This window comes from Phascolarctobacterium sp. Marseille-Q4147, assembly GCF_017968825.1.
Classification (GTDB): Bacteria; Bacillota; Negativicutes; order Acidaminococcales; family Acidaminococcaceae; genus Phascolarctobacterium_A.
On the sequence record NZ_CP072874.1, the window covers coordinates 1,828,658 to 1,845,383 of the forward strand.

Annotated in this window: 12 protein-coding genes, 1 pseudogene and 1 riboswitch; of the genes and pseudogenes, 11 read left to right on the forward strand and 2 right to left on the reverse strand. The window is 49.4% G+C overall.

The window, feature by feature from the left end:
• Positions 1-148: 148 nt before the first annotated feature.
• A riboswitch (cobalamin riboswitch) is annotated at positions 149-301 on the forward strand.
• A gap of 203 nt (positions 302-504) precedes the next feature.
• A complete protein-coding gene (locus tag KAH19_RS08520) occupies positions 505-1,461 on the forward strand; it encodes a TIM barrel protein (protein ID WP_210684226.1) in 957 nt (318 codons plus the stop codon).
• 99 nt (positions 1,462-1,560) lie between these two features.
• Here KAH19_RS08520 and iadA read toward each other — a convergent pair whose 3' ends face one another.
• Positions 1,561-2,730 carry a beta-aspartyl-peptidase gene (iadA, locus tag KAH19_RS08525; protein WP_210684227.1) on the reverse strand — a complete coding sequence of 390 codons (1,170 nt, stop codon included), beginning with the start codon at positions 2,728-2,730 and terminating at the stop codon, positions 1,561-1,563.
• Positions 2,731-3,027: 297 nt separating this feature from the next.
• Between iadA and KAH19_RS08530 the strand changes: the two genes are divergently transcribed.
• The 4 genes and pseudogenes from KAH19_RS08530 (at position 3,028) to KAH19_RS08545 (ending at position 6,855) form a co-directional block, all read left to right on the forward strand.
• Complete coding sequence (locus KAH19_RS08530; protein WP_210684228.1) at positions 3,028-3,843, forward strand: SH3 domain-containing protein; 816 nt, start codon at positions 3,028-3,030, stop codon at positions 3,841-3,843.
• 48 nt (positions 3,844-3,891) lie between these two features.
• The gene (locus tag KAH19_RS08535; RefSeq protein WP_210684229.1) at positions 3,892-4,677 is read left to right on the forward strand and encodes a hypothetical protein; all 786 of its coding nucleotides are present in this window, start codon (positions 3,892-3,894) and stop codon (positions 4,675-4,677) included.
• 182 nt (positions 4,678-4,859) lie between these two features.
• Positions 4,860-5,291: pseudogene (locus KAH19_RS08540) on the forward strand (peptidylprolyl isomerase); the annotation flags it as partial.
• 130 nt (positions 5,292-5,421) lie between these two features.
• Positions 5,422-6,855, forward strand: coding sequence for a glucose-6-phosphate isomerase (locus KAH19_RS08545; RefSeq protein WP_210684230.1), 1,434 nt, complete (start codon positions 5,422-5,424; stop codon positions 6,853-6,855).
• 73 nt (positions 6,856-6,928) lie between these two features.
• On the opposite strand, the gene KAH19_RS08550 is transcribed toward KAH19_RS08545, so the two are convergent.
• Positions 6,929-8,170, reverse strand: coding sequence for an acyltransferase (locus tag KAH19_RS08550; RefSeq protein WP_210684231.1), 1,242 nt, complete (start codon positions 8,168-8,170; stop codon positions 6,929-6,931).
• Positions 8,171-8,422: 252 nt separating this feature from the next.
• On the opposite strand from KAH19_RS08550, the gene KAH19_RS08555 reads away from it, so the two are divergent.
• The 6 genes from KAH19_RS08555 to KAH19_RS08580 are packed head-to-tail and all read left to right on the forward strand — an operon-like array spanning position 8,423 to position 16,663.
• A complete protein-coding gene (locus KAH19_RS08555; RefSeq protein ID WP_040564652.1) occupies positions 8,423-9,379 on the forward strand; it encodes an aspartate carbamoyltransferase catalytic subunit in 957 nt (318 codons plus the stop codon).
• A complete protein-coding gene (locus tag KAH19_RS08560) occupies positions 9,363-10,658 on the forward strand; it encodes a dihydroorotase (protein WP_210684232.1) in 1,296 nt (431 codons plus the stop codon). Before KAH19_RS08555 ends, KAH19_RS08560 begins: the two co-directional genes overlap by 17 nt.
• A complete protein-coding gene (locus tag KAH19_RS08565) occupies positions 10,643-11,722 on the forward strand; it encodes a carbamoyl phosphate synthase small subunit (RefSeq protein ID WP_210684233.1) in 1,080 nt (359 codons plus the stop codon). Before KAH19_RS08560 ends, KAH19_RS08565 begins: the two co-directional genes overlap by 16 nt.
• 2 nt (positions 11,723-11,724) lie before the next feature.
• The gene (carB, locus tag KAH19_RS08570; RefSeq protein WP_210684234.1) at positions 11,725-14,934 is read left to right on the forward strand and encodes a carbamoyl-phosphate synthase large subunit; all 3,210 of its coding nucleotides are present in this window, start codon (positions 11,725-11,727) and stop codon (positions 14,932-14,934) included.
• 2 nt (positions 14,935-14,936) lie between these two features.
• Positions 14,937-15,704 (forward strand): dihydroorotate dehydrogenase electron transfer subunit, encoded by a 768-nt coding sequence (locus tag KAH19_RS08575; protein WP_210684235.1) that lies wholly within the window; start codon positions 14,937-14,939, stop codon positions 15,702-15,704.
• Entirely contained in the window at positions 15,698-16,663 is a 966-nt protein-coding gene (locus KAH19_RS08580) for a dihydroorotate dehydrogenase (RefSeq protein ID WP_210684236.1), read from the forward strand. Before KAH19_RS08575 ends, KAH19_RS08580 begins: the two co-directional genes overlap by 7 nt.
• The last annotated feature ends 63 nt before the right edge of the window (positions 16,664-16,726 follow it).

Below are 16,726 nucleotides of genomic sequence, written 5' to 3' on the forward strand. Positions count from 1 at the left end.
GCACTTGCGGGAGTTTTTTATTTCTGCAGTACAGATGTGGAAAAAATTTCATAACTCTATTGCCAAAAAAGCTGATTGATGATATACTAATTATGCTATAAATAGTAGATGTTACTATTACGCAGCTTTCAACAGATAAAGAAAGCAAGACAATAAAAACTTAATATGCTTTGAGCAGAAGGAAAACCAGTGCGAATCTGGTACTGTACCGCAACTGTAATGTGAGCCTGGCAGCGCATATCCTCACAAGATGCTGTCCGACGATGAGCTTAGTCAGAGTGCCTATGCCCAAAAGTTTTTTCCGCAAGCTTGCGATGTACAGGTGAAAGGAAGGATGGTAAAACCATCTTTAGTATTCCAGTAGTGCTGCTTGCGTGAGCTAAATTAAGACTGCAGCGTTACCGCCGCAGTTTTTTTATGAAAAAAGAATTCCAAGCTATTTGCCGGTAGCACAGTTAGAGCAAACGCTAAGAGCGTGCAGTATGTAGCAAAGAAGGGTGAAAAATGACTAAGTATCTTATTAACTATTGTCCTATTGATTGGTATGAAGATGAATTGAAGCGTAAGGGGATGACCTTGGCCGGTTTAGTGCAGCAGCTGGGGGTTGACGGTATTGAACAGTTTGTTTACAGAGATCCGGAAGCATTCCCTGATTACAAGGAGCTGACTATTGGCGCACATTTGAATTATTGGCCGTATTGGATGGATTTTTGGCTGCGAAAGGCTAAACGCCTGCAGCAGCAGTTCCGCAGTATCCACGAACGCCAGACATATTTTAAGACAGCCATGAGCTGTGATGAATGGCTGGCTGTTATCCGCCGTAATATCTGCGCTGCCATTTCGCAGAAGCCGGAATATCTGGTGTGGCATGTGGCGGAGGCCGATACCAAAACAATCTTTACCTTTGATTTCCGTTACGATGACCGCGAGGTATTGGCTGCTTCGGCAGATGTTTTTAATGCTGTGGCGGATGAGATTCCTGCCAACGTTACGGTGCTGTTCGAAAATTTGTGGTGGCCCGGTCTGCGCCTGACGGATGCGCGCAAGGTGAAGTTTTTCTTTGAGCGCATTGAGCGCAAAAACGTCGGCATTATGCTTGATACCGGTCACCTGATGAATACAAATCCGCGTCTGCGCACGGAGGCGGAAGCAGCGGATTTTGTCTGCCGCACGGTGGACAAGCTCGGTCCGTATGCTGAGCTGATTAAGGGCGTGCATCTTTCCTGCTCGCTTTCCGGCAAGTATTTGCGCAGCTTTGAACGCAAGGTGCCGGCTAATTGTGATTCGGAGCTTATTTGGCGTCATATTGCGGCGATTGATCGGCATAAGCCTTTTACTACCACGGCAGCCAAACAGATTTTGCAGTGCGTTCAGCCGGAATATGTAAATCATGAGTTGGCATATGAAACTATCGAGGAAATGATTCCGCTGATGCAGCAGCAGCTTTCTGTTGCCAGATAAGCGGCGGCCTGAGTGCGTCAAGCTATAACGAAAAATATCATAAAAAATTAATCCCCTACATAAGCAGAGGCTTGTGCAGGGGATTTTTCGTTACAATGTTTATTTTTCAAAGGTGCCTTTGACAAGCGCTTCGCCCGCTGCTACCATGATTTGGCCTTTGGCGATTACTGTATCTACGTCATAGCTGTCGCTGTAAATAATCAGATCGGCGTCACTGTCGGCCTGCAGGCAGCCCTTTTGCGGATACAGACCGTTGGCCTGCGCCGGATTGCTGCTGACAACCTTTGCCACAACCTCCGTGGGAACGCCTGCAAGCAGAGCATCCTTAACTTCCTCCTGGAAGGAATCCGGCGAAACGGCAAGCTGCTTTTGGCTGCCGTCGGGAAGTGTTACGCTCATGCAGCCGTTGGCATCCGAGCTCATGGTTACTTTGTCCATCGGCACGCCTTCTTCATAAAGAATTTTGATGGCGTCACTGGGCTTGACGCAGGCGGGGAAGCCGTCCTGCTCCCTGATGCCGGAGGTGATATCTACATAACCGCCTAAGCGGGCAAATTCCTTGGCCTGTTCAAAAAGATGGAAGGCACGGTTGACGTGGGTGGGGATAAAATGGCGGGCGGGGATTTCCGTTTCGCGTACAATCGCCAGCAGGACATCCATGCCACGCTTGCCAACGCCCATGTGGAACTGCACAACACCGGCCTTGCCGGAAAGCATACCGCCCAGGCGAGCCTGCGTAAGCACCTTTTCCAGCTCCTCGCGAGTAGGCTGCGAGCTTCTGTGATCGGATAAGGCAACCTCGCCGATGCCAAGGCATTCGTTAATCAGGATGATGTCGCGGCGCACATCACCGGTCATGTTATGCAGGGGGATTTCGTAAGAGCCGGTGAGCATGTACGCGGTGATGCCTTCGTGCGTCAGGCCTCTGGCCTTCGCCAGCAGGCTTTCGTTGTGTCTGGAGGTGCCGTCTGTACCTAAAACGCCTACTACGGTAGTAATGCCAACCTTTGTCAGCTCGCTGAGGTTGATTTCCGGAGTACGGCTATAGGGACCGGATTCACCGCCGCCGCCGATAATATGCACGTGCTGGTCAACATAACCGGGGACTACCTTGCGCTTTTGGGCGTCAAGAATTTGGCAGTCTAAGCCTTGCGGTGCTGCAAGCTGTTGGCCTATTTTGGCGATTTTGTCGTTGATGATCAGGAGGTCGACAATTCCGAGGGGCTGCGGAGCGTATACGTCCGCGTTTTTAATGAGTAAGCATTTCATGTGAGGATTCTCCGTTTCTGAAAAATTATTTATGCTTTAATTATACACTGAATTGTTGAAAATGGTATATGAGGCAAGAAAGTTTTCGGGGTTTAATGGTATAATAGAGGTAGTAAATGGCTGAAACGCTTGCAGGAGCTTGATGAGGCATAAAAACATACCCTTTCTCCCCAAAATTCCCCCTCGCCCTACCCGAATTCACGCATTCGGGTGGGGCGCTTTGCTTATTTTCACGCTAAAATATAATCAGGAAAACAACTGCCCGTAACGCAGACGGCAGGAAGTGGAGGGATGGATATGCAAAAGAAATTATTCTTAAGCGCAGCGCTTGGACTGGCAATATTTGCCAACACTGCCTTTGCCGAAGTTAACACAGATTATTTGGCCAACGAGCTCAGGTCTTATCCCGGCTGGCCGCTGGAGGTATATTGCAACGCAACGGATGTTAATGTCAGAACACAGCCTAATACCGATTGTGATGTTATCACCATGCTGCAAAGGGGAGATAAATTTTATGTAAGCATGGTTGTAGATGTAGTAAACAGTGAATACAAATGGCTTCTTGGTACTACTGAAAAGGGCCATGTTGGTTTTATGGCAAGCAAATATCTTGATACAACCCCGAAAGCTGCCAGCGCAGCAGGACGCTTTAATGCTGCCCTGGAAGCCGATTGGATTATGGATCCGAAAATTTTTGCTTCGAACGCCTATTACCTGGGGCGTGTGGAAAAGAATACTGATGACACTATCTCCTATGCCGATAAAAAGATGCAGGTCGGACCGCGTCTGTTCTATATAGATTCAGCGAGAAACAAAGTGAATGAAGTGAAGGTTAATAAACTTCATGGCAGCATGGCAGGCTATGCTGTCGGTCAGCAGCTTGACACAGACAGGCAGATTGACCTGGACGGTTACCTGAAAATGAATGGCTGGGAGGATGATCCTATGGGTGTTGGTATATCGGATACGCATCATATGATCGGTTGGGTAAAATATGCATACAACGCAAGGGGGCAAAAATGCCTGCATAAGAGCTTTTATGTGAAGTTGGATTCTCGTGATGTGATAGCAGAAATTATTTACTGTGAGAGTGATGTTCATTTAGCGAACTGACGGATGAAGCAATTTGGGCTGCAACATCTTTTGACAGGAGGTGGCGTAATGAAGCGGAAGCTGTTTAAGAACATGTGCCTGGCAATGCTTCTGGCGGCGTTTGCCGGCTATGGCACAGAGCAAAATGCCGTATTACCGCAGATGGATTTGCCTAAGGCGGAGGCCGCTGCCAAAGCAGCGCCGGCCTATGAGCAGGAATATGCAAAGGTTGTAGACAGCGTTTATGAATTTATCGCTGAAGGTACGAGTGATAACCTGCCGGAGCAGGGAAGAACAGGCATCTGGGAGGTGCGGGATTTCGCCAAGCGGGAGGCGGCCCTGCAGCAGCTTGGCTATACGCTGCAGGATATCAGCGGCGACGGTGTTCCGGAGCTGCTTATCGGTTGGATTAGCCAAAAACGCGGCGCGGGGCATTACGGTAAGGAGATTTATGCGATTTACACCTTTGCGGACGGCAGAGTGAAATACGTTGCGGAGGGCTGGAGCCGTAGCAGTCTGCAGCTTATGGCAAATGACAATCTGGTGACACGAGGCGGCACCGGCATTTCGCATCAGGTGCTTGCTGTGGAGCATTTGCAGCCTGACGGCAACCTCGGATGCTATGAGCTTTATTTTACCTGGCCGAAGGATTACGGCCTTGGCGTTTACCGCAACATGAGCTGTAGAAGCGAAAAAGATGCTGCGCAGGAAACAGATATGACTGTGGAAGAGTTCAATGAAATGAGGTCTGAATACGCTAATAACAGTGTTGAAATTGAATATTTGCCGTTGAAGGACTTCAAAAAGCAGGGCTTTAAGGGTCTGATGAGGCAGTATCTTTCTGCAGGAAGGTGAATAGAAGCGCTGCTGCGCAGAGCCGAAAATAATTATGGCAGTCGGAATTTAACCGGCTGCCGTTTTTTTGAGGTGAAATAAGGCGAAATTTATAATATAATATACATAATTGTGACTGATATACGCTTATGCAGGCTATATATCAAAAATTTTTATGAGGTGATTTAATAATGAGCAATGAATTAACCGGACGTAATGTAGGAAAAACCTGTCGCGTACACTATAAAGGTACCTTTAATGACGGCAAGCAATTTGATTCTTCTTATGACCGTGGCGAGCCGTTGGAATTTGTTTGCGGCGCAGGCCAGATGATCAAAGGCTTTGATGCAGCTGTTGCAGACCTGGAGGTCGGCGCTGAGGTTGACATCCATCTGCTGCCGGCAGAAGCATATGGCGAGGCTGACCCGAAGGCTATCTTCACCATGCCGATTGCCCAACTGCCGGGTTCCGAAAACCTGACCGTTGGTCAGAGAGTTTACCTGCAGAACCAATTTGGTCAGCCCGTACCTGTACTGGTAACCGAAAAGGATGATACCAATATCACCTTTGATGCTAACCATGAAATGGCTGGTAAGGAACTGAACTTCCATATTGAGCTGGTAGAGGTAAAATAAAGCTTCAGTCTTGTTTGCAATAAAATATTACTTGCTCTTATAGTCTATGGAACTTGCTATATGAATATGTTATAATAACATATGTACAATAGCATATTATAGGTACAACTAATATTTGGGAGTGTATATTTTGGAATATAAAATTGTTATGCCCAGTGGTATTGTTTTTGACTTCAGCAATATGGTTGGAGCGGGCAGACTGCAAGCGCAGGAAGTGGAGCAGGCACTGCAGCAGCAGGGAGCCGTAGCCGAGAAGGCTGTGTGCGAGCTGCGCCGTACCGGTTTTTCCAAGAAGCATTTATCTAAGGACGGCACGCCTGAGCATGTTTATTTTCCACGTATGCCGTATATTGCTGACGGCAACCCCAATACGGAGCAGTCGATTATCAAGCTGATGCGCTACAGCAAGCATCTGCGCAGTAAAGATGTCGTAATCTTTTTGGGCGTTGGCGGCTCCTACTTGGGCAACAAGGTGCTGTTTGATGCCTTTGGCGGTTATCATTGGAATACCAGTGCAACACTGCGCCAAGGCCAGCCCTGCATTTATTTTTCCGGCAATAATCTTGATCCGGTGGACTGCAACAGCTTGCTGTTCAAGATGCGCCGTATGGCTGGAGTAAGTGCGCAAGAAGGCAAGAAGCTAAAGATTATGCTGGTGCCAATTTCTAAATCCGGTACTACGCTGGAAACAATTTCTGCTTTTACGTATTTCTATGCTAATCTGTCTCAAAACGCAGATATCGACCTTGACTGCACGGTAGTTACTGATTTAAAGGCTCCGGTGGAAAATGCGCCGCTTTTGCAGTTGGCGGAAAAATTTGGCTGGGAGCGCTTTGACATCAAGGAGGGCATCGGCGGACGCTTCTGCATTATGACTGACCCGGGACTCGTAACGATGGCTGCCTTGGGCGGTGATATCGAAGAGTTTTTGCGCGGTGCGCGTGATATGGATATCTATTGCCAGCAGGCGGAGCTTGCGGAGAATCCTGCGCTGCTCAACGCTTTGCTGAAATTCATGGCCTATGAGCGCGGACGTGATATTGAAGTGTTCATGCCGTACAGCATGCGCCTGAAATCCTTGAGCGAATGGTATGTGCAGCTGTTGGCGGAATCGTTGGGCAAGCGCTGCAACCGTGAGGGTGAGGTTGTTTACTACGGCAGAACGCCGATTGTTGCTGTCGGTACAACGGATATGCATGCGCAGACGCAGCAGCATCAGGACGGCCGTCTGAACAAGGTGGTACAGTTCCTGGAGGTTGCCAATCCCGAGGAAGAGGCAATTTTGCATAATCCCTTTGCCGATGTACCGTTCTTTGATAAGTACGAGGGCATGGATATGGCGAAGGCTCTTAAAGCGGCGCTGAATGCCAATGAAGCGGCGCTGACGGGTGATAACCGTTACAATGCGCGCTTTACGCTGCCGAAGCTGAATGAATATTATCTTGGTCAGCTGATGTATTTTTTGATGCTGACGATTGCCTACGAGGGCGAGCTGGCGGATGTGGATGCGTTTGACCAGCCGGGCGTAGAGGTATATAAGAAATTAATGAAGGCTCAGCTGTAAAATTTAAGATGGCAAAAAAAGTAGACGTTGTGTGCTCAGAAAGCACGCAACGTCTTTTTGCTATGTATTAAATTCACCGCTTGCCGGTAAACAGCAGCTTCGCCGTACTGCATTTTTCAAATGCCTTTGTCAGCAGGATGCTGAAGGCCAGCGAGCCGAGCACCAGCAGCACGTAGGACAGTGCTACCTTTTTGACGGTCATGATGATGCCGAAATGGTTGTAGGCGCTGCTGAGCCAGTCCAAAAGCAGCGGATGCACAAAGTAGATGAGCATGGAGTAGGCGGAGAGGATGCTGATGGCCTTGTAGAGAAGGTTGGTGAGGGAACCCCTCTCAGTCACCTTGCGGTGACAGCTCCCCCCAAGGGGAGCCTCTGTATGTGATGTTGCTTGAGGGATAGATTGCAGTGCATTGGGAGCCTCTGTATGTGCTTTTGCCTGCGCTCTGCGCTCCAGCCAGTCCAGTGCCAGGCAGAAGAAGAGCAGCGAGCCTACAGTGTAGCAGAGTCCCTGCGGGCTGAGCTGGTGATAGGTGTTGGCCAGATCAATCAGCGTGTAGCCTTTGACCGTAACTGCTTCGTAGCAGCTTTGCACGTCCCAGGCCACGCTTGCAGCAAAAATCATGCATACTATGGCGCTGTATCTGCGCAGGAGGGCGATGAATTTTTCCCAATAGCAGGCTGCCAAGCCGCCACTCATAAAAATAAGCAAATAATGCAAGGGAAGATAGTTGAGGCGATAATCAAAGAAATTTTTAGCTATGACGCTCCAACCCGCTGTATTCAGGCCCGGATGTGTTGTCCACCAATTGAAAGCAAGCTGGAAAATGAATAAAAGCACTAGCATAAACGGTATGCTTTGATGTATAATTATACGCAGAAGTTGGCGCCAGAGCGGATAACTTGCATAAAACCACAGCAGGATGACCATAAAATACAAATGGTAGCAGCCAAGGCCGAAGAATAATACATAGGCCACATGCAGCGGATTCCAGCTGACGAAGCCCGGTGGCAGAATCAGCCAGAAGTAAAGCATGTAAAAAAGCGACCAGCTGAGATAGGGCAGGCCTGCTCCCCGCAGACGCTTCTTTATAAAGTCGATATAGTTCAGCCGGCTGCCGCTTAAAAGGCCTTTATCCGTACAGGTCAGGCCGTAGCCGGAGATAAAGAAAAAGGAGGGGACACTGTAACGGCTTAAAATCTCCAGTAATAAGTAAAGAGTAAAGTTGTTGGGGGCAAGTGCCAGGCTGCCGATATGAATACCGATGACGCCAAGCATGCAGATGCCACGCAGATTATCTATAATGGTGTTTCGCATAAGTACCTCGCTAATTTTTAATCTTCTTTATTATACTATAAGTAAAAAATTCCTGCCAAGATTTTACCTCGAAATATTTGACGTATTCTTCATTAAGGTGTAAAATATATACAATCAATTTGCACCTTTAAATTGGTCCTGTGAGACTGCAAGGTATAAGTTATTATGAAACCTAAGGCCTTTTTGCACCATCATGGGACGAGAAGGCCTTTTATTATGCAATTTTATTATAAAAAACAGGAGGTAAAGCTAATGGCTAAATCAAATGTATCTCTGGGTGGCAGAGATATACTGGATCTGGAAAGCCTCAGCGTTGAGGAAATCGAGCTGGTTTTGAAAACAGCTGAGGAAATGAAGAAGATTATGAAGAGGGATATCAAAAAGGTGCCCTCACTGCGCGGTAAATCTATCATCAATCTGTTCTATGAGCCCAGTACACGTACCCGTACATCCTTCGAGCTGGCAGGCAAATATCTGGGTGCCGATGTAGTAAACATCACTACATCCTCTTCCAGTGTTGTCAAAGGTGAATGCCTGCGCGACACCATCCTGACTGTACAATCCATGGCTTGTGATGCGATTGTTATGCGTCACCCCATTGAAGGCGCAGCAGCTTATGCTGCTAAGGTTGCAGACCCTGTAATCATCAACGCTGGCGATGGCGCACACGCACATCCTTCTCAAGGCTTCCTGGATATGTTTACTATCCGTGAGCAGGGCAAAAACCTGAAGGGCCTGAAAATGGCAATCATCGGCGATATTCTCTACAGCCGTGTTGCCCGCACCAATATTGCTGCCTGGACCAAAATGGGCGCTGAGGTACACGTTGCAGGTCCTATGACTCTGCTGCCGCACGACATCGCTTCTCTGGGCGTTACCGTACACAAACGCGTTGAAGAAGCAATCGAAGGCGCTGACGTAATCGATATCCTGCGTATTCAGCTGGAACGTCAGCAAAAGGGCCTGTTCCCGTCTCCGCGTGAATATGCACGCATCTTCGGTATTAACGAAAACCGCCTGAAGCTGGCTAAGCCTGACGTAACCGTGCTGCATCCCGGCCCGATGAACCGTGGCCTGGAAATCTCCTGGGAGGTTGGTTACTGCGATAACGCCGCAATCCGTACTGAGGTACAAAACGGCGTAGCTGTACGTATGGCACTCTTATTCTTGACTTTGACAGGAGGTAAACACATTGAAAACGTTGATTAAAAACGGCAGGGTAGTAGACCCCAGCCAAAAATTAGATGCTGTAATGGATATCCTCGTTGAGGATGGCAAAATTAAAGCTTTGGGCAAGGACATTGCCGAAGCTGCTGACGAGGTTTTTGATGCAACCGGCCTCGTAGTAACTCCCGGTCTGATTGACGTACACACTCATATGCGTGAGCCCGGCCTGGAAGCTAAAGAAGATATTATCAGCGGTACCAAGGCTGCTGCTGCCGGCGGTGTAACCACCGTTGCCTGCATGCCGAATACCAAGCCTGTTATCGATACCTCCATCGTAGTAAGCGGTATTAAAGAACGCGCTCGTGAAGAAAGCTACGCTAACGTTGAAGTTATCGGCGCAATCAGCAAGGGCGAAAAGGGCGAAGAGCTGGCAGAGATGGGCGATATGGCAGAAAAAGGCGCTATGGGCTTCTCCGATGACGGCCATTATGTAAAGAGCTCCCGTCTGATGGTGCTGGCTGCTAAATATGTAACTGCTTTTGACAAACCTTTGCTGTGCCATGCAATTGATCCTGAGCTAGATTCCGAAGGCTACATGCATGAAGGCGTTGTTTCCGCACGTATCGGCGTACCGGGCGTACCGGCAATCAGCGAGGATATCGCTGTTGCACGTGACTGCATCATCGCTGAATACACTGGCGCACATGTACATATCTGCCACGTTGCTTCCAAGGGTGCTATCGACATCATCCGCCAGGCTAAAAAACGCGGCGTAAATGTTACCAGCGAAGTAACCGTACATCATCTGACTCTGACTGATGAGGCTTGCGCTGATTATAATTCCGCAACTCGCGTTAACCCGCCGCTGCGCAGTGCAGATCACGTACAGGCTATGCGTGAGGCTGTTCTGGACGGCACCGTTGACGCTATCGTTACCGACCACTCCCCGCACGCACCGGAAGAAAAGGATGTTGAATTCCGCTATGCTCCGAACGGCTTCTGCGGTCTGGAAACCTCTCTGGCAGTAATGCTGACTGACTTATATCACACCCATGTATTCGACCTGAATACTATTATCAGCAAAATGAGCTGCGAGCCTGCTAAGCTGTTCAAGCTGGCCGGCGGTACCCTGAAAGAAGGCAGCGTTGCTGATATCACTATTATGGACTTGAATAAAAAATGGACTGTTGACAGCTCCAAATTCTATACCCGCGGCAAATTCACCCCGTACGAAGGCAAGGCTTGCACCGGCAAGGCTGTTGCCACTATGCTGCACGGTAATTTTGTAATGAGGAATGGTGTAGTATGCACGAAAAAGTAAGAAAAGGAAAATTAGTTTTAAAAGACGGCAGCGTTTTTGAAGGCACTCTGTATGGCGGCAAACGCAATGCTGTAGGTGAGGTTGTATTCACCACCGGCATGAGCGGTTACCAGGAGACCTTGACTGACCCGTCCTTCTGCGGCCAGATTGTAGTAATGACCTATCCTCTGGTAGGCAACTATGGCTGCAACCCGCTGTTTAACCAAGGCGAGAAATGCTTCTTCCAGGGCTTCGTTATCGGCGAGCTGTGCGATTGCCCCAGCAACTGGCGCAATGAGCAGAGCCTGGAGGATTTCCTGATTGAACAGGATATTCCGACCTTAGCAGGTGTAGATACACGTGCTATCACCCGTAAAATCCGTAATCACGGCGTACTGCAGGGCGTAATCGTTCCGGCAGAAATGCCTGATGAGGAAGTACAGAAGCTGCTGGACTTACCGGCAGTACGCAACCAGGTTGAGCAGGTTACTACTCCCGAGGTTTACACCATGGGCGAGGGCAAGCTGCATGTAGCTGTTATGGACTTCGGTATTAAACGCAATATCCTGAAATCCATTGAAGCCTTTGGCTGCCGCCTGACAGTATTTCCTGCTTCCGCTACCGCAGAAGAGGTACTGGCATGCGATCCGGACGGTATCTTCCTGTCCAACGGCCCTGGCGACCCGAAGGATTTGCCTGAGGTTATTGAAAACATTAAGAAATTAATCGGCAAGAAACCGATTTTCGGTATCTGCCTCGGTCATCAGCTCATGGCTTTGGCTAACGGCGCTGATACCTATAAAATGAAATTCGGCCATCGCGGTATCAACCAACCGGTAAAATACCTGGCAACCGGCCGTATCTACATCAGCGCCCAAAACCACGGCTATGCTGTAGATGAAAAATCTCTGGAAGGCAAGGGCATCAACATTAGCCATATTTCCATGAACGACGGTACTATCGAAGGCCTGGAATACACCAAGCATCCTACCTTTACCGTTCAATATCATCCGGAAGCCTGCCCCGGCCCTGGTGATCATGATTATTTGTTTAAACATTTTGTTGATATGATGGAGGGTCGTTAATTATGCCGAAACTTAAAGATATTAAAAAGGTTCTCGTTATCGGCTCCGGCCCTATTATCATCGGTCAGGCAGCAGAGTTTGACTATGCAGGTACTCAGGCTTGCCGTGCTCTGAAGGAAGAAGGCCTGGAGGTTGTACTGATTAACAGTAACCCTGCAACCATTATGACTGATGTGCATGTGGCTGACCGTGTATATGTTGAACCTATCAGCGTTGAATTCATTGAAAAAATTATCAAACGTGAGCGTCCTGATTCCCTGTTGGCAACTCTTGGTGGTCAGGTTGGTCTGAACATGGCTATGAAACTGGAAGAGCAAGGCATTTTGGACAAGTACAATGTTCGTCTGCTGGGCACTCAGATCAGCGCAATCAAACGTGGTGAAGACCGTGAAATGTTCAAGGAAACTATGGAGAAAATCCATCAGCCGATTCCTGAAAGCACCATTGTAGAAACCATTGAAGCTGCTTGCGACTTCGGCAAGGAAATCGGCTATCCGCTGATTGTCCGTCCTGCTTATACCCTCGGCGGTACCGGTGGCGGTATTGCTGAAAACGAGGAAGAGCTGATTGATATCGTGCAAAAGGGCCTGGGCTACAGCCCCATCGGCCAATGCCTGATTGAACGCAGCATCGCCGGCTGGAAAGAAATCGAATACGAAGTAATCCGCGACGCTGCTGATAACTGCATCACCGTCTGCTCCATGGAAAACCTGGATCCTGTTGGCGTACACACCGGCGACTCCATCGTTGTGGCTCCGGCACAGACTCTGAGCGATAAAGAAGTACAGCTGCTGCGTCAGGCTTCTATCGATATCGTGCGTGAGCTGGGCGTAGTTGGCGGCTGTAACGTACAGCTGGCTCTCGACCCGTACTCCGAAAACTACTATGTAATCGAAGTTAACCCGCGTGTAAGCCGTTCTTCCGCACTGGCTTCCAAAGCTACCGGTTATCCGATTGCTAAGGTTACCAGCAAAATTGCTGTCGGCTACAACCTGGACGAAATCGAAAACGCTGTTACCAAAAAGACTAAGGCTTGCTTCGAGCCTACCATTGACTATATCGTACTGAAATTCCCGCGTTGGCCGTTCGATAAATTCGTAACCGCTGACCGCACCCTGGGCACTCAGATGAAGGCTACCGGTGAGGTTATGGCAATTGAGCGCAGCTTTGAAGCTTCCATGCTGAAAGCGGTTCGCTGCCTGGAAATCGGCCTCAACCATCTGGAAATGCCTGAGCTGAAGGCTTTGAGCGATGAAGAAATTCATGACCGCATCAAACGCATTGACGACGAGCGCTGCTTCGTTGTTGCTGAGGCTATCCGCCGCGGTATTACTCTGGAAGAGATTCACGACATCACCAAGATTGACCTGTGGTTCCTCTCCAAAATCCAAAACATCATTAAAATGGAAAAAGCTCTGGAAACTCACGAGCTGACTCCGAGCCTGCTGCGTAAGGCTAAGAGAATGGGCTTTGCCGATGCTGTTATCGGTAAACGCGTAGGCAAGACTGAGTTCGAAATTCGCGATATGCGTAAGGCTAACGGCATTCTGCCGACCTACAAAATGGTTGATACCTGCGCTGCGGAATTTGAAGCTGCAACTCCGTACTACTATTCCTGCTACGAAACCGAGGATGAGGTTGAAGTAAGCGACAATAAGAGAGTAGTTGTACTCGGCTCCGGTCCTATCCGTATCGGTCAGGGCGTAGAATTTGACTACTGCTCCGTACACTGCGTATGGGCGTTGAAGGAAATGGGCTATGAAACCATTATCATCAACAACAACCCGGAAACCGTTTCCACTGACTTCGATATTTCCGATAAACTGTACTTTGAGCCGCTGACTGTTGAGGATGTTCTCAACGTTATCGACAAAGAAAAACCGGAAGGCGTTATCGTTCAATTCGGTGGTCAGACCGCTATCAACCTGGCAGGCCCGCTCTCCCGCGCTGGCGTGAAGATTCTGGGCTCCTCCGTTGACAGCATCGATCGCGCCGAGGACCGTGAACGTTTCGACGAGCTGCTGACAAGCTGCGATATCCCGCGTCCGCAAGGCCACACCGTATTCGATACCGAGGGTGCACTGGTTGCTGCTCACAATGTTGGCTATCCGACCATGGTTCGTCCTTCCTACGTACTGGGCGGCCGTGCTATGGAAATCGTTTATAACGATGACGAGCTGCGCAACTACATGACCTATGCTGTTAAGGCTTCTCACGAGCATCCGGTACTGGTTGACCATTACCTGCAGGGCACTGAGGTAGAGGTTGACGCTATCTGCGACGGCAAGGAAGTATTAATCCCCGGCATCATGGAACACGTTGAACGTGCAGGCGTACACAGCGGTGACTCCATTGCCGTATATCCGCCGCGTAGCCTGAGCGAAAGTGTTATCCGTACCATTATCGAATACACCAACAAGATGGCTCTGGGCCTGGAAGTTAAGGGCATGATTAACATTCAGTACATCGTTCGTGACGAACATGTCTATGTAATCGAAGTTAACCCGCGTTCCTCCAGAACTGTACCGTTCCTGAGCAAGATTACTGGCATCTCCATGGTAGACGTTGCTACCAGATGCGCAATGGGCATGAGCCTCAAAGAGCAGGGCCTGCAAGCCGGCCTGCGCTTCTTCCCGGACTACTATGCTGTTAAAGCTCCGGTATTCAGCTTCAACAAGATGAGCAACGTAGATATCACCCTTGGACCTGAAATGAAATCCACCGGTGAGGTTATGGCCTGCGACTACCAGTACAGCCGTGCACTGTATAAGGCCTGCATTGCTTCCGGTATCAATGTACCGCACGAGGGTGCAATCCTGATTACTGTTGCTGATATGGATAAGCCTGAGGCAGTTGCTATTGCCCGCGGCTTTGAAGAGCTGGGCTATACCGTTATCGCAACCGGCGGTACTGCGGAATATCTGCAGCAATACGGTGTAACTGTTGAGGTTGCTACCAAAGTAAGCGAAGGTCATCCGAACCTGATTGATGATATCAAGAGCGGCCGCATCGGTATGGTTATCAACACCACCAACCATGGCCGTGACGCTGAACGTGACGGCTTCAAGATCCGCCGTTCTACCGTAGAGCATGCAATTGCCTGCCTGACCTCTATGGATACTGCACGCGAGCTGCTGAACGTTATGAGCGCAATGCGTCGTCGTAGCGTTGTACGCGTTACTGCTCTGCAGGACCTGACCTGGGAGGATTGATTATGTCTAAAACTATTGCGAGTGCCAAGGTAATTGGTCAACGAGTTTTAAATAGTACGACAAAATTAATAAATGTTTATGCACCGGAAATCGCTGCCGAAGCTGTCCCCGGACAGTTCGTCAACGTGAAGGTGTGCAAGAATACCGCTCCGCTGCTGCGCCGTCCCTTCGGCGTAGCAGGAGTTAACAAGGCTGAGGGAACCATCACCATGATCTATCGTATCATTGGTGAAGCCACTCATATTCTGGCTGACGTTTGCAGCGGCGACGAGCTGAGCATCGTCGGCCCGCTGGGACACGGCTTTGATATGAGTGCCAAGAAACCGCTGCTGGTTGGCGGCGGTTTGGGCCTGGCTCCGCTGCTGTTTTTGGCAGAGGGCTTCGGTGAGGGCAATACCGATATCCTGATGGGCGGCCGCAGTGCCGAGGAATTGTTCTGGACCAAGCTTTATGAAAGCCTCAGCAAAAATATTTACCTGACCACCGATGATGGCAGTGTCGGCACCAAGGGCACCGTAATGGCCCTGCTGCCGCAGCTGTTAAAAGAGGGTGGCTATGACTGCGTTTACGTTTGCGGTCCTGTACCGATGATGCGCGCAGTTGCCAATGCCTGCTTAGAGGCCGGTGTAAAATGTCAGGTATCTCTGGAAAAATACATGGCCTGCGGTCTGGGTGCGTGTCTGTCCTGTGCCTGCGAAGGCATCGGCAAACGCATTAAGGTCTGCAAGGACGGCCCGGTATTCTGGGCAGAGGAGGTAGGAGAATGGTAAAAGCATTGTATGATGGCCGCCTAGCAGTTGATATTGCCGGCCTGAAAATGGCTACTCCTGTTACTACCGGCTCCGGCACCTTTGGCTTTGGCCTGGAATTTACCGATTTTCTCGACCTGGAAAAGGTTGGCGCTGTTACCGTAAAGGGTACCTCCTTAGAGCCTGCGGCAGGCAATAAGGGCCAGCGTGCGGTAGAAACCCCGTCCGGTATGCTGAACTGCATCGGTCTGGAAAACCCCGGCAGTGAGTACTTCTTGGAGCACACTCTGCCTGAGCTGAAAAAATATAATGTTCCTGTTATTGTCAACATCTACGGCCATTCTCCCGAGGAATACGGCGCTGTTGCCAAAAAGCTGGACGTAGACGGTGTTGATGCAGTAGAAATCAACATCTCCTGCCCGAACGTCAAAGAGGGCGGTATTGTTTTCGGCACTGTGCCGGAGGCAGCTGCTGAGGTTGTACGTGCGGTTAAGGCTAACACCAGCAAAATGGTTATCGCCAAGCTTTCTCCTAACGTAACGGATATCGTGGTAATGGCCAAGGCTGTAGAGGCAGCAGGTGCAGATGCAATTTCCATGATTAACACGCTGCTCGGTACCAAGATTGATATTGAGCGTCAGCGTCCTGTGCTTGGCAATGTAACCGGCGGCCTCAGCGGTCCTGCTGTACGTCCGGTAGCAGTGCGCCTGGTTTACCAGGTAGCACAGGCTGTGCATATTCCCATCATCGGCATGGGCGGCATTATGTGTGCCGAGGATGCAATTGAGTTCATGCTGGCAGGCGCAAGTGCGGTAGCAGTTGGCACCGCAAACTTTGTACAGCCTGATATCGCTGAAACCATTGCCCATGGTATGCTGGCATATCTGGACAGACACAACGCGCAGAATATTTCCGAAATTGTCGGCCTGGCATTACCTGAAGGTAAAAAAAGCATGCCGTTGTTTAACGAAGCTGAATAACGACGATTTATAATGTTATTCTCCGGCGTCTTGGAAAAATATATTTAATAGGGAGATTTTCTC

Bases quoted from the DNA above. Each gene is read 5' to 3' on its own strand.
- KAH19_RS08520 (WP_210684226.1), top strand. From the start codon at position 505: ATGACTAAGTATCTTATTAACTATTGTCCTATTGATTGGTATGAAGAT.
- iadA (WP_210684227.1), bottom strand. From the start codon at position 2,730: ATGAAATGCTTACTCATTAAAAACGCGGACGTATACGCTCCGCAGCCC.
- KAH19_RS08530 (WP_210684228.1), top strand. From the start codon at position 3,028: ATGCAAAAGAAATTATTCTTAAGCGCAGCGCTTGGACTGGCAATATTT.
- KAH19_RS08535 (WP_210684229.1), top strand. From the start codon at position 3,892: ATGAAGCGGAAGCTGTTTAAGAACATGTGCCTGGCAATGCTTCTGGCG.
- KAH19_RS08550 (WP_210684231.1), bottom strand. From the start codon at position 8,170: ATGCGAAACACCATTATAGATAATCTGCGTGGCATCTGCATGCTTGGC.
- KAH19_RS08555 (WP_040564652.1), top strand. From the start codon at position 8,423: ATGGCTAAATCAAATGTATCTCTGGGTGGCAGAGATATACTGGATCTG.
- KAH19_RS08565 (WP_210684233.1), top strand. From the start codon at position 10,643: ATGCACGAAAAAGTAAGAAAAGGAAAATTAGTTTTAAAAGACGGCAGC.
- carB (WP_210684234.1), top strand. From the start codon at position 11,725: ATGCCGAAACTTAAAGATATTAAAAAGGTTCTCGTTATCGGCTCCGGC.
- KAH19_RS08575 (WP_210684235.1), top strand. From the start codon at position 14,937: ATGTCTAAAACTATTGCGAGTGCCAAGGTAATTGGTCAACGAGTTTTA.
- KAH19_RS08580 (WP_210684236.1), top strand. From the start codon at position 15,698: ATGGTAAAAGCATTGTATGATGGCCGCCTAGCAGTTGATATTGCCGGC.